The sequence below is a fragment of the Neptuniibacter sp. CAU 1671 genome, from assembly GCF_029222905.1.
GTDB lineage: Bacteria > Pseudomonadota > Gammaproteobacteria > Pseudomonadales > Balneatricaceae > Neptuniibacter.
The window spans coordinates 210,967-226,535 of sequence record NZ_JARHUE010000003.1 but is presented as its reverse complement, the minus strand read 5'-3'; the positions used below and the strand labels follow the sequence as shown (position 1 = coordinate 226,535).

The 15,569-nt window shown below is 50.9% G+C and carries 1 protein-coding gene; it reads right to left on the bottom strand.

The window, feature by feature from the left end:
• Positions 1-36: 36 nt before the first annotated feature.
• On the bottom strand, positions 37-15,531 hold the full coding sequence (locus P2G53_RS06980; protein ID WP_275815627.1) for an LEPR-XLL domain-containing protein: 15,495 nt from the start codon (positions 15,529-15,531) through the stop codon (positions 37-39).
• Positions 15,532-15,569: the final 38 nt, after the last annotated feature.

Sequence of the window (15,569 nt, the reverse complement as noted above, 5' to 3'; positions counted from 1 at the left end):
GCTGCCGATATTTCCGGCAGCGAAACAAAGCAGTTCTCAGGAGCGTTTATTGCCTAACTGGCTGAGCCCATCAAGGGTATCTACTGCGCTATCCATATGAATCAAATCAAACAGAAACTCAGGGAAATTCTGTCTCTGTCTGGCGTTTTCAGAGCTGACTTTTACACTGGCAGCACGGTTGCTATCTGACTGAGTTGCACTCCAGTCAATAAGTCCCTGCGCCATATTCGAAGCACCATAACCGGGTTCAGCGCCGCTCACATCAAGGACAAAGTCAAACAGAGACTCATCACTGGAGCTATCCTGATGCGGCTGTGTATCATCACTCATTTCCGCATGCCGCTCACCTTCAGCCAGGGTCTCTGACATCAGTGCTCCACTGTCAGAGGAATGACCTTCAGCATTCAGAACGTGACCCATTTCATGCATCACTGCAGTCAGCAAGTCCATGCCATCGATGACATCACCACCGGTGAACTCACTGTCTTCATCCGGCGTTTCATCGACAAACCAGCCATAGCCCGCTGCAGTTGCATCTATCAGAATACGCCCATCCGGCAGCGCCATACCCAGTGTCTGGCCCGGCAGATCAGTGATAATGAAATCATCAGGGGAAAGAGCCAGCTCAGACGGATCAACACCCAGAAGCTGCGCCCACCGGTCAGCACCGGCGTGGATAATGCCTAACAACTGCTCCTCGGTCAGGATAACATCAGCACCCACAGGATCTGTTGCCGGTTTATTGGCAACCAATAGTTCGGCGGAATCCAGGTAAGCCGGATCGTCACCACGTACAGTAAAGTTCTCAAAGTTGACAGAATCCTCGGTTACCAACACGCCCACCTGACCGTCATTTAACAGACTGTTATAGACATGACCGACAACTGCGACATCATCAACCAACACACTCACACCCCCACCCAGCATGGTCAGAGTTAAAGTGTGTTCGCCGTCTTTGTTACCCTTCAGGCTGACATTCGCAGTGGCATCAACATAGGTACCTTTATCGGTCACATGGCCAATTACCAGCTCACCTGTGTCGCCATCGAAAGTGACAAACTTGTACTGGGTGTCGCTGTAATAATCGAAGACCAAACCACCCGTGCCACCTTGCAGCAGAGTCTCCAACTCAAGGCGAGAGAATGCCTGTACATCAATCTGCGTGGTTGCCAGTGCACCGGCCTCACCTATCAACAGGCCACCGCTTGTAGCCCAGTCACCCTGCAGGGTCAGCATGTCACTGCCAGCATCAAATTCATTCAGGAATTCAAACGTGATCACTGGTGGCAACTTCTGAATCTGCCAATCGTCGAAGCTGGTTTTGGCACCGTCAGTTGCCAGGCCCAGATAACCATCGTTGATTGGATCACTGAAGTTGAAACTCAGTGCATTGCCACCATTCACATAGATGGTGGCCACTGTGCCATGCATGGCCAGAGTCAGACTGTATTCACGGCCATCGCGTAGTTGCAGATTTGACTGTGTATCTATAACCCAACCATCGACTGTGCGGTGTCCGATCTGAATTTTATCGGTACCAGCGTCAATCCCCGCAAACTTGAAGTTAAATTCATCCTGATAATCAAAGATGATATAGCCGTTGGACTTCCAACCCGCTTTATCTTTTTCCAGTGTCATGCTGGCCAGAATTTCCATGTAATTTGGCTGCATTTCATCCAGATAGAAGAGTGAGATTGCCTCTTCGCCCAGTGCAGTCGGGCTTACATCATAGCTACCCGACTCAACAGTCCAGCTGCCCGACAATGAGGTAAAGGCAAGTGTGTTATTAGCGCCACCACCGCCCGGCTTGTCATATTCACCGGCAAAGAGTTCACGACGCATAATTTCACGCGGACCCTGCAGGTTGCCCGGTTGCGGATCTGCTGGTGCGCCGGTCTGGTCATTCCAGTCATAATCACTCTGCAGCACCATGCCCAGCTCACCAAACGGCTCGAAGTTACGCAGTGGATCAGGATCATCAGTGCGTACATCGGCATCTTTGTGCTCAACATACAGACCGCCATCCGGGGTAGTCTGGTCAGCACCATCCGCTTCAGACAGGTCATACAGGAAGTCCTGTAGATGCGGTTGCAGGCTACGGCTGATATGGAATGCACCAAATGGACTGAATGGCACAATGTAGCTGTTGTACTCACCCACCCAGTCAATAGAGCGATCTGCGCCGGTATTGAGAATCATCACATCTCGGCCAGCACCGGCATAAACGATATCAGCGTATGCCTGGTAAGCATCGGGTTCGTCGTTAGCGCCATCATTAGTGGAGTGATCATCATCCATATTGATCAGATCAGAGCCTCGGCCACCGTACATATTGTCACGGCCGGTACCACCCACAATCCAGTCGTTGCCGAGATCGCCGAAGATGCGGTCATCACCATCGTTGTGCAGGATTACCAGACCATCCGGATCCGGGAAGGCTGTTTCTAGATCACCTTCAGAGGCATCAAAGTTGAGCAGGAACTCAACTACACTGGCACCATCCAGTTCGGCCAGCGCAACACGTTCTCCAGTGGTGGTGTCTACCCAGATCTGTTCGCGTGGCAGGTACTCGTCGTACATGGCAAATTCATCGGGTTTGCCGTTGCCCTCAAAGCGCAAGATGTCGCCCGGGTTATAAGGTGCGAAGCTGTACCAGAATGGGTCATCCTGCACATCATCGCTACCTTCGCTAGGTGCTTGCTGTTGCAGTTTGAGAAGGTCGCTAACTTCACTGAAGTCAGATGCACCCTCAGCAGAGTAGTAGTAGCCCAGCGCTTCAGCACCGGATACCGCATCATCACCATCACCGGCATGAATCCAGTCAGTACCCAAACCACCAAAGATGATGTCGTTAAACTGCTGGACAGAGGCATCCGTTGAGGTACGGAATCCAATCAGATCTGCAGTGAGTTTCAGTTCATCATCAGCATGAATCGTTGCACGCTGCAGGTTGCCCGGAGTCGCGATTTCCTGATCAGTTTCTGCCAGTTTGGCGATACCATAAAGCGGCTCAGCCAGAGAGGTATCGGTTTTGTTGGCCTGTTCAGTGTTGCGGCTGGTGTAGAGCAGACCATCATCACCCAGAATACCGTCTATGCCGGTACCGCCAGAGATCCAGTCGTTACCCTGCTCACCGTAAATATCATCATCACCGGCATTACCAAAGAGCACATCATCGCCCTTCATACCGCGCATGATGTCATCACCGTCTTCACCGAACATCAGGTCACCCTGACCCACAGTGTCAGCTTTCACATCCAGCGTGAATTGGCCAGTAGCCAGGTCGTACCCCACTTCATAACCATAATCCAGCAGGTCTACAGCGCGTGGACGCAGTTCTGGCGTGCCTTCGCTGTCATAGTTGTCGTAGTTGAAGCTAAGGTAACCGTCAGCATCTACCAAGCGGTAGATATTGCCGTTGTCACCCAGCATTACATCGGCGTCCAGACGGTGACCATCCGAATCCGCGTTACGTTCAAGTCGGTCTGGCAGGCCAGAAGCACCGTACATCAGGTCAGCACCATCAGGTCGCAGGTTGGCCGCGCCATCCAGACCAAAGAGGTTAGAGCTGCCGCCGATCATGTCATCCTGACCCAGGCCGCCATACATGCGGTCATTACCGCCGTTGCCTTCCATGTAGTCGTCACCGTCATTCACGGCATCTTCTACCAGATAGAAGCCCAGATTGGTTGCTAACAGGTCAGTTTTCACTGCCTGTACACCCAGCGCATAGGAAGGATTCTGATCAAAGTTGGGGTTGTAGGCGCCCAGCGCTGTATCCAGCTCGACATAACCATCACCCTGCATGATGTCGTCGCCCAGCTGGCCGAACAGCTCATCATCATCCGCACCACCAGCAATCACATCATTACCAAACACATGCGGAGTAGAAGGCGAAGCAACTGCAGCGGCCTCAATTTCAGCGGAATGGTTCAGCAGAGTGATATCCCTGCCTGCATCGTGGTCAGGATTATCCTGTGAATCGGCTGTGACGTTGGCGGAGAAGGATTCATCCACCAGCATGGTGGCACCAATTTCGGCACCTACATCCACCTGATTCAGGGTGTACATCAGGCCCGATTCACCGACAAAGCGGAAGCGTGGGCTAGTGAACGCATCTCCACTCTGGCGAATGATAATGGCATTATCACCGGCAACCACATCATTGCCGTCACTGGCATCCAGGACGTCGTTCAGGTCATCATAATCTGCTGGATTCCAGGCAGACAGGGCCTGTCCGTCAGCAAAGTCATAATCTGCTGCGCTCAGTGCGTCTTGTTCGTCAATACCGTCGAGTACGTTATGACCACCGATCAGGTCGTCATCACCTGTGCCGCCAAAGATCACATCATCGCCCTGCTGACCCTGCAGAATGTCATCGTTGCCATTACCAAACATCACATCATCGCCACCATCATCGGCAAACGCCGTATCGATCGCGAAGAAGTCATTGTTTACGAAGTCCGGGTTAGTGGCCGCGATAGACGGATACACCTTGCCGTGATCCCCAAAGAGCAGGTCTTTACCATCGGCACCATCAACACCTGCACCGCCGCCAAAATCACCGGCTTCAGTAACGCCATCGCCACTGTCGCCCCACATCAGGTCAGCACCGGTACCACCCATCATCAGGTCGTCGCCACCGTTACCAAACATCACATCATTGCCACCATCTGTCGGCGCAATGGTCATAATGCGATCCAGTGTGGTTTGGCTTGGGTCCAGCGCAAAGGTACCGAGTTCCGCACGACCTTCTACACTGTCCTCAGCCAGCGCCCAGTCAAAGCGAGCATTGTCACCCAACAGGGTGTCATCACCGGCTTCACCCGGCATCAGGTTCAGGCTGTCCAGTTGGGTTTCACCGTACAGGGTGTCACCCCCGATACCACCGATGATGGCATCGTTGTCGTTATCCCCATGAATGGTATCGTCACCACCAACAGCGGTATCAGTAGAGGTCAGCACCAGCGGCATGCCGTTGGTGTAGCTAAAGGAGCCATTGTCACCGACCAGCCAGTCCTGCATGCCTTCGACCAGATTGCCATCAGTGGCTTGCCATGTACCGCCGTTGTAGTAAACGTCACCATGGATTTCATCACCGGCAGCACCACCGAAGACACGGTCATTACCACGATTGGCAAAAATGGTATCTGCTCCACCCAAGGCAGGCGAGTGGGTAGCGATTAGATCCAGTGTGTTATAGTCCGCATCCAGGCCGTTATATTCCAGGGTACCTTCGTCACCCAGAATGATGTCATCGTATGAAGCGGCTGAGCCTTCAACCCGGGATGTATTTTCAGCTTCACCATACAAGGTGTCGCCTGCGACACCACCCAGGATAATATCGGCATCATCATTACCTGCGATAAAGTCAACGCCGCCATCGGCATCCACTGTATCTGTTGTGGTTACAGAGGCCAGCAGGCCGGTTTCGTAATCCAGTTTACCTTGGTCACCGATGAGTGTATCGCGGCCAAAATTAGTTTGAACTACTGAATACACCTCACTGAGGTCGCCAGGATTATCGGACAAATTATCCCCGATAATGGTATCAGCACCGCTGCCGCCTAACGCAGTATCTGCGCCAGCACCTGCCAGTATAATGTCATCACCACCCAGCACGGCACTCGCATCGGCAGAAGCACCGTTCACATCAGTTTCAACACAATCCAGAACCGCATTATTGGAGAGATCCAGGGTATAGAGCACTCGCCCTTCATCACCGAGAATGATGTCGTCGAAACTGCCAGTACTGCCTGCCAATGCCAGAGTCTCAGCCTCACCAATCAGGCGATCACCGGCAACACCACCAATGATGATATCCGCACCGTCATTACCCTGAATGTAGTCAGAGCCACCGTCGGCTTCCTGTATATCAGCGCTTGAAATCTCAACACGTTCTTCATTCGCCCAGGTCGCAAAGCCCTGGTCGCCCAGCAGGATGTCATCACCCGGATTGGTCTGCAGAGTCTCGTAATCGCCGTTTGGTACATCACCAGTAAAGGTATCCAGATTGTCACCAATGATGGTGTCATTTCCTGTACCACCCATCACAACATCTGAACCTGCACCACCGAGGATGGTATCGTCATCCCCAAGGGCAAACTTCGTGGTGCGTACTTCGTCGATGGTTAAAGGATCCGCATCATCAGTACCTGGGCCGTTGTAATACACAGTACCCACATCACCGAGAATCACATCATCGTATTCACCCAGTCCAGATACACCAGCCAGCGTTTCGGAGTCACCCACCAGACGATCAGCACCAACACCACCGACAATCACGTCATTACCGTCATCGCCCTGAATATGGTCATCGCCGCCATCAATCGCTGCGGTATCTGTACCCACAATGGTATCAATCAGGCCGTTGGTGTAATTAACCTGACCCTGATCACCAAAGAGCACATCATGGCCGGGCGCAACCTCTACAGGTTCTGCCGCGGTAGCGTCGTTATCACCCTGAACGACATCAGCACCTGTGCCACCGAACACCAGGTCATTACCACCATTACCGAAGATGTAGTCGTCATGGCCCAGATTAAAGTCAGTGGTTTCGATACGGACACGTACCGGTTCGTCAGTGTAATCCGCGGTGTAGATCACTTCACCTTCGTCACCGAGGATGATGTCATCGCCGTCATTACCATAGAGATAGTCGGGTGAAGGGTTACCGTTTACCCCACCAATCAGTACATCATCATGCTGGTTACCGAAGATGTTGTCGTTATCGCCATCCAGGTTATCAGTGTCGGTTGAGCGGACTTCGCGTTTCAAACCCAAAGTCAGAATCACTTCACCCTGGTCGCCGATCAGAATATCGGCGCCAGCCGAATCATCAGAAATACCAGAAATATCGGTTGGATCACCACCCAGATTCAGGGTAAAGATGTCATCGCCATAGAGGTTATCTTCACCTCCACCACCGATAATGATGTCTTCGGCTGCGCCACCGGACAGCCAGTCATCACCTGTGAGAGAAAATGCTGTGGTACGCACAAAATCAAGGGTATAGATGTCGTCATCGCCACCATCAATACCGCTCGCCACATTGAACGCCAGCTCCCCGTTATCGCCAACGATGACATCAGCGCCATCGCCACCGGTTGCCTGATCATCACCGGGGCCGGCAAAGATAATATCGTCACCACCACCGGCATCAATCAGATCATTACCGGCATAGGTTTCGTTGGCATCAGTCGCTGTCAGCGTCGCCAGAGTCGCATTCAGATCAGCCACTACCAGTTCACGGGTCAGTTCAACGTGATCACCCGCGATAATGTCGTCACTCTGGCTATCACCATCACGATCGCCAAAGATCTGATCGTTGCCAGCACCACCGATGATGATGTCTTTACCTAAATCACCATAAATAATGTCGTCATCGCCATAGGCATGATCTGTTGATGCAGCAAAGGTAAAGAGAGAGATACCAATACTGCTGTGGAATTCAAACAGCGCTTGGCCGTTGTCACCAAAGATCAGATCGGCACCATCGTCACCACCGATGGTGTCCAGACCGTCACCGCCGAAGATAAAGTCATCATCAACACCCCCGTCGATGATGTCATTACCGCTGGAGGTAGCGGCATTTTTGGTTGCAAGACGTTTGGGGTCAAAGGTTGAGGAGGCATATACACCTGAAGGCAGAATAGCATCACCGGCTTCGAAGATTTCCACTTCCCCGTCATCCCCGAAGATAACATCCCGGCCCGCAGCGCCCTCGATGGTATCGTTACCGTCATTACCAAACAGGAAGTCCCCGTTCGCTCCGCCGTATATTTCGTCATTGCCGCCGTTACCGAAAATGGAATCAGCTCCACGGCCACCAAACAGAATATCGTCCCCGGTAGCAGAGCCCAGTCCGGCCTCAAAACGATCATCCGGGTTGGTCAGATCATCATCCAGGTCACCGCGTATAACATCATTACCATCTTCACCATAAATCGTGTCATTACCGGCACCACCGGAGATCACGTCATGGCCTGAAGTATTGAATGGAGCAGAGGCCAGAACAGGCTGGCCAGCCGCAGTGAGAACGGTCATTCCATCGACAGCAACAGCGAAGCCTGAATCACCCCAAATTAGATCATCACCTTTATCACCGGAGATACTGTCGGAACCGCCACCACCACTGATCCAGTCATTACCGGTGTTAGAACCGTTAATAAGATCAGGCAGCATACCCGTCATCGCTACGACAAAGTCGCTGTCAATATCGAAATCAAAATCACCCCAGATCAGGTCATCGCCAAGCTCGCCTTGCAAAATATCATCATCAGCACCACCGGCTATCCAGTCGATTCCGACACCGCCCCAGACGCGGTCATCGCCAGCACCAGCACTGATGATGTCATCACCTTCCTCACCGAAGATAATATCGGCGCCGCTACCACCCAGGATGATATCGTCATCTAAACGACCATGAATGATATCCTGACCAGCGCCGCCATCAATTTTGTCTGCACCCGCTCCACCATCGATGTAGTCGTCATTATCGCCGCCCAGCAGTTGATCCAAACCACTGTCGCCGTAGATGACATCCTTACCTGCGCCACCGATGATAATATCGTCACCCTGGCCACCTGTGAGGTCCGATGTGAGATAAGAACCCGCGGTCATACCCGACAAATCAATACTGTCATTTCCCAGGCCCGCATGACCCAGAATATGGTCGTATTTATCTTTACTGCCGTAGTTCTGCGGTCCATAACTGACACCATCAATCACCGCGGATACCATGACATTATTGCCATCCAGATAAACAGTAAACTGCTCATCGACGTCATCAGTGGTGCCGTGAATACGCTCAGATGCGTACTCACCCATATTCAGACGCAGGGTGCCGTCACCCAAATCAGTAGCGAGGATGCCCGGCGGATCACAGCTGTATTCAAGTGTTAGCAGGTCTGCTGAGCCAAAAGTCCACGACTTCTCAAACAGCCCCCACAGTGCCTCTACATACACAAACAATTCAGCTGTAATTTCAACGGTGTAGTCAAAAATACAGATGATCGTATCCCAGGTAATCTCCCCGGATGTTGTGTCGTATATGTAGGAGAAAATTTCCGAAGGACGCATTTTAAAATCATCATTCGGATCATTCAGATCAGCCGTTGCTGTGGCAAAAATACCCCCACCAACACCTGCTTCAGCTATACCAATATTGATGGCCAGTGCAGCAGTGATCTCACCTGACAGCACCAGCTCAGGGGTATCGACGCCCGGCAATGCAGGACTATCATCGTAAATAAAGAAGCCTTCAAACAGATCTAATGGATTACTGAAGTCGTTTTCAGCAAAGGTGCGGATACCCAGGGTGTCGTAGCCGAAATCAAAATCGGCGAGGAAGTTGATACCGCCGCCAAGAGATACGCCGATTGGCCCCCAGATGCTGAAGAACTGTTTGTACTCAAAACCAAATTCCAGCGGTGCCAGATCCAAAGTAATGAGGGTCATATCACGGCCAAACAACAGACCAATAATTTGGGTAGGATCTTCAAGGAATGGGAATATCAAGCCATTACCGGTCAGGTGACTCGAATCCATGCCACCCAAATCAGCGGCACCAATGACATCTGAAACAATGCCACCTACACCATCCAGCAAAGTGCCTAATTCACCAAACTGGCTGCCAAGACTGCCCAATACAGTCAGGAAGCCTTCTGTAGGATTCTGTATCTGGGAAGCCACACTGGCATCTGTCAGGTCGACGCCACCGTCACCACCGAGTACCAGCGAGTCGATTCCCAACAGACTGCCAATATCAACTTCCAGCCCCGAGTCGGAGAGGGTCAGCCCTCCGATGGCATCATATAGATCGCTGATAAATGTCAGTGCATCAACGAGGCCCTGATTCAGGTAACCAAACTTAGCCGCAATATCCAGCAGGGAAATGTCTTCACCCGCAAGGTCGGAAATCACCGGAATTGGCGCGGTCAGTACATCGATGAGGGGCTGGAAAGGACCCACAATGGTCTGAATAACATCAATAACCGGCGATAATACATCTGACAGGAAGGAACCGACGTTTAGTGTAATGTCGTCAATGATGACCAAGACATTTTCAGGAAGGGCTGTAGCAAACTCAGCAAGATGATCAAATGCGTCCTGATTACCGAAGCCCCATTCCAGCTCGATACCTGCTCCCAAACTTGGGAACAGGGAACCAAGCGCACCCAACCCTGCGCCAAGATCAATGTCATCTGAGAAGCCCAGATCAAAATCCAGATCTAAGTCTGCCCGTGCTGCAAAATCCAGACTCAACTCTGCGCTTGGCAGATCGCCAAAGGTCAGTTTATCTTCCAGACCATTATCCAGATCAGCCGCAAAATGCGCGAAGAAGTCCTTATAGTCTCCCGCGTTATTATTCGTAACAGAAGCGGCCAGGAAGCCCAGGTTTGCAGTAAGAGAATCCGGCAGGGACAGGCTGAGATCCAACGAAATCTCTTCAGCGCCACCCTCTTTGAGCTTAAAGTAGAAACCATCATTGAGATTGACACCCAATCCCATAAACAGCGACCAGGCAAAGGCCGCATCAAATCCGCCATCTACATCCAGTCCCAGATTGAGAACCGGCAGACCAAGGTCAACTTCGCCAAAGTTGTAGGAGTACTCACCACCCAAGTCGAGTGCTAACTCAAAGCCATGGGCCAGTTCGAGTGCTTCAGCAAGCGTGTTACCTGCCGCTTCGCCCAGGCCGACAAACGCATCGGTAAGGGTACCGATCAGATCGCCTGATTCATTAAAGAATTCAAAGATAATGTCATCGGCATTCGCAATCGCATCCGGTAGGAAGTCCAGTGGATTAAATGCATTGAAAATAAGGTCTTGCAGTTGCTCAAACACATCAGCCAGAAAAGCTGGTGTGCCATCAATCAGTTCAAGTAATGGCTGGATAACCGCGCTGCGAATATCTTCAATAAAATCATCTGCAGCATCCAGCGCCTCCCCAAGGAATGGAATATCACTGATTCCATCAAGACCGAAGAGCTCGCCGGAGAACAAATCGCCAATGGTTCCGAGTACCAGATCAAAACCTTCGACAAAGATCTGGATGGTATCCAACAGACCTATATCGCTGAAATCGATCAGCCCAAAGTTAGGTAATGAGATTTCCGGGAATTGCAAACCGTCCAGCAGATTGGTGAGGGTTGCTACAAAATCCAGATTACCGAGGAATTGAGACGAGCCTCCCAGTTGCGCAAAGACCGGTAATACCGCATCGAAGTTGAAGTTCAGATCAAACAGATCACCGGGGGCAGCAAGGATGTCACTGAGCAAATCAGCGACATTGCCAACCGTCAGGTCAAACTTATTGGCGTAACCATCTGCAAAACCCGGCAGCGCAATATCGAGGTCAAGATCCAGATCCAGTGAACCGCCCTGAATGGCTGCTGCCAGAGGACCAATACTGGCCAGGAAACTCACATCTTCGGCAAAGCCACCGCCTGAAAGAGAGATGCCTGTTTCATCCGGAAAAATGTATACGAGATTACTGGACCCAATACTGCTGACATCCACCCCGAAAGACAGTCCCAGATCAGCCGCAAAGCTGGCACCTATATTTGCGTTACCAACCAGATTGGCGATATCGGGGATACCAAGTTCGCCCAGATCAATATTCACCGGTAGGAACACATCCGCAGCACGGCTGAAATCGATATCAAAACCCAGTAAACCGGGGCTGTTGACCTCGTAGGTAAGATCAATGCTGCCTGCAACCTGAGCGATTGCATCATTCAGAACACCGACCAGCTCCTGAATATTGATGGCTTCTGAACTGATCATCTCCTGAATGACATCCGCCAGACCGCCGACAAAATCCAGTGTAGCGGCCAGATTCAGACCGACAAAGGGCAGCGATTCTCCAAGGAAATCTATTTCAACCAGCTGTTCGAGGAAGCCCAGAGCATCATCAAAGACATTGAGCACATCACCAAAATTGAATTCACTGAAGTACTGCAGCTCGCCAAAATTAAGGAGATTAACGATCACAGTTGGATCGCTCAGATTTCCGCCAAGCGGAGAGCCATCAATCTGAGATTGAAAACTAAAGCCTTGATCACGAAGGGCAAAAATATCATCAATGCCAATCTGAATTTCCGTATCCGTCAGGGTATCCAGATAAGATTGCATATCACTGAGTACACCGCCGGCCCCACTAATGGATAGCCCTGAAAAACTCAGGTCAGCATCACCTGTCAGTGACAGGTCGACCAGATCAGACAGGTTGGCCGTGGAGGCAAGCAGATCGCCAATACGTGTAACATCACGACCCGACAATTCTGAGGTTACAAAGCTACCTTCAAGTTCTGCAGACATACTGCCAGACAAAGATGCATCCAAACCAAGGAAGCCCGCATTCAAACTGGCACTGCCATTAGCAGCCAGGCCAATTGTTGCTCCAAAACTGGCATCCTGAAGGAAGGCGACGCTGTCACCGCGGACACTCGCGGCCATATCGGTTTCAAGGCCCAGCTCAGTAAAGGCTACATCCGTTTCATCAACATTGGTGATACGAATGGAAACAACATCAGCCGCATTTACAGCAATCAGAACCAGACGGCCATTTTCAACACCGGCGACAACATCAGATGTCGGGATGGCAGCGTTGATATCGTCCACCAAATCCAACAGGGATGCATTACTCGCATCAGCTGCTACCGTCACATCATAGGTACTGACAACACCGGCGCCATTGCGCGCTTCAATCGTGAAATGCGCATCATCGGAAAGCTGACCATCGTAATAAACCCCGGCATCTTTCATGACTTCTGAATCACTGGCGATCGACAGCAACGCACCGCTTAAAGCATCACGCAGCCCCAGTTCTTTCAGTGCCACATCATTCACAGCATCGATTTGTAATGAAGAAGCCAATTCTGGATTGGCTACTAACCTGAATCCCAATCCAGTGCTGGTCTCAGTTGGCTGAACACTGGCCACCCCTTCTCCAAGGGCGGCATTCACAGCCTCCTGAATATCAGAGATCAATTCAGTGGTGCTGGTATTATCAAGCGTATCGGCCTTCAACACCGTAATCAGGGTATCAACACCATCTAACACCACAGTAAAACTGGCATCAGCACTCAGAATACCGTTGCCCGGCAGTGGTGATGATGTTGCCATCTGCCCATCGAAGAAACCAAGTTCCTCAAAACCGGCATCACCCGCTGCATCATCAGACAATTGTTGAATAGTGATCTGAGTGGGTAGTACTCCATCGATATCGTAACTGGAATCTTCATCACTGATATTGACCGTTGTAGCGGAAACAGTAATCACCAGCCGGCCAGTATCCGGGTCAACCAGAACCTGAATGTCGCCACCACCGTACGCTGCATCAATCGCATCCTGAACATCATCTCTCAGGTCATCAATAGACGTATTGCCTGCAGTATCAGAGGCAGCAACCGTTACGAATATGGGATCTTTACCGGCCACATTCAGCCGGAATTTAGCATCGCCTGACAGTTGACCATTGCTGTTAATCAGATTGGAACCCGCACTGTTGTAGTTACTGTAAAGCGCAAACAGTGCCTGGGTAGAGGTTATTGCCACCTCTGTTGGGGTAGAGAGATCTATGCCAAGGATAAAATCCAGAGACAACTCAGAAGAGCCGGCGAAACTGCCGGACGCATTGATATCAGCGATCGGCCCAAGATTAAAATTAAAATCAAAGTCGCTATCCGCGCCATCCAGTGTCGGATCAAGTACAACCGTATTTGTGAAGGCCAGGCTAAACGACAAGATCTGATCAGCGCCATAGGTTGGCAACAGTGAGGCCAGTGTTCCGGCTAAGCTGTCATCCAGAAGCTCTGCCAACTCTTGCACCGATGCAAAGTTAGGTAGTTCCACCTCGGACCCAGCCTTGGTGGTCACATACTGTAAGTCGTTAATCAGAGCATCAAGGGAAGTGGTGAAATCAAGCGCATCCAGCAGCGATGTCTCAGAAAGGAATGGCAAGTCATATCCCATCAAATCCGCATCAGTTTCGAGTGCGGTGAGATAACTGCGTAACTGTTCAAGAATATTAATGAAAGAATCCCCGGTCATATTGATGAACGGGGTAATCAAGTCAAAATTTTCGAGACTGATAATTGGCGAGGTTCTTGGGTCACCACCATCACCGGCCTGCATAAAATCTGCAAACGGGTCGCCACTCAGATGAATTTTGGCACCTAACCCGGCGAAGGCATCATCAAATGAACTGACACCTATGGAATCGACGGTAATGTCCAGTTCTACATCAAGTTCGCCTTCATTCGTGTGGGTAGTGAGGTCATTATCAGTAGAGAACTCAGTTCCAGACAGTTCTGCTGATGTAATCTTGCCATCATCTGTATCTTCAAGAGTTGCGACATGCTCTGCTGAGAGTTCGTAAGTTGAAGTCGCCTCACTGGTGAGATCCAGAAAACCAATTCTCAGATCAAAGGCCGCCAGAGTTGAGTCTGCCACGACGCCTGTAGAGAAGGTGGTCTCACCGGTCAGGAATGTATTCTGGTCCTCTACAATCAGATGCTCAGGGGTTGGATCTGCATCAGCGCCATCACCATCATGATCCACCAGCTGAACATCCAGATTGACACCAATGGTGGTGCCGAATGCATATTGGGTGGTGATATCCACCGTCGGCATCCCACCATCCTGAATAGCATCAGCACCAAAAATTTCACCACCCTGGGTACCATAAGAGATACCCAGCAGATCAGCACTGCGACCCAGGTCAAAGTAGAAGGTATGCGTTTTATAGAGTGAAAAACCGAAATTGAAGGTCACATCGTAGTCACCTTCACCGTCACCATTCACAGTTCCGGGTGTAACCAGCAAATTATCAGCGTTCATGGTGACCGTAAAATCACCAAATGACGTACTGAATCCATCAAGGCCAGATACGATATCGGAAAAGTTAGCGCCGCCCGTCAGCGGGGAAAATTCAGCATAGAGCGCGCTTTGCACAACATCCATAACATCGAGATCGGCATCACCGTTGAAGTCATAGAAGTCAAACTCAGCCAGGTTAACATCTACAATATCGCCAACAAGATCAAAACCATCCAGCGCAGATATTTCAGCAGCAAATCCCATCAAACCAGCCAGATTGACTGATTCATGGTCATTGTAATAATTCCCGTCCCCGTTGGGATCTTCAAAGCTACCCAGCTCCAAGTCCCTCTTCAGCAACGCGGGCAGATCAATATCCAGATTGGTATCCAGATCAAGCGTGGACTCTAAATCCTCAAGCGCGTCAAAGAGGGTGTCGAAGTGACTATCCAGCGCTACGGTAAATTCACCCGCCAGCGCAGGGTCGCCACCATTAAGATAATCATCAACCGTGATAGCACCGAAATCGGCTGACAACAGAATCCTTGGCTCCATTGACTCCAGTTGGTAGGAGTGAGCACCAGAACGGTTTTTTTGGAAGAATGAAAGCAGCAGCTCTGACTGGCGATTATCTTGTGACTGCATTAAGCGCTGCGTGCGCAACAGAGTACGTTGACGGCCGAAATTACTCGCGCGTGTACGCATTTGAGATGTCTCCTAATCCCTCAACCGCCTGGGAATAA

What these genes read in the sequence shown, in the direction of transcription:
- P2G53_RS06980 (WP_275815627.1), bottom strand. Translation starts at nt 15,531, where the DNA reads ATGCGTACACGCGCGAGTAATTTCGGCCGTCAACGTACTCTGTTGCGC.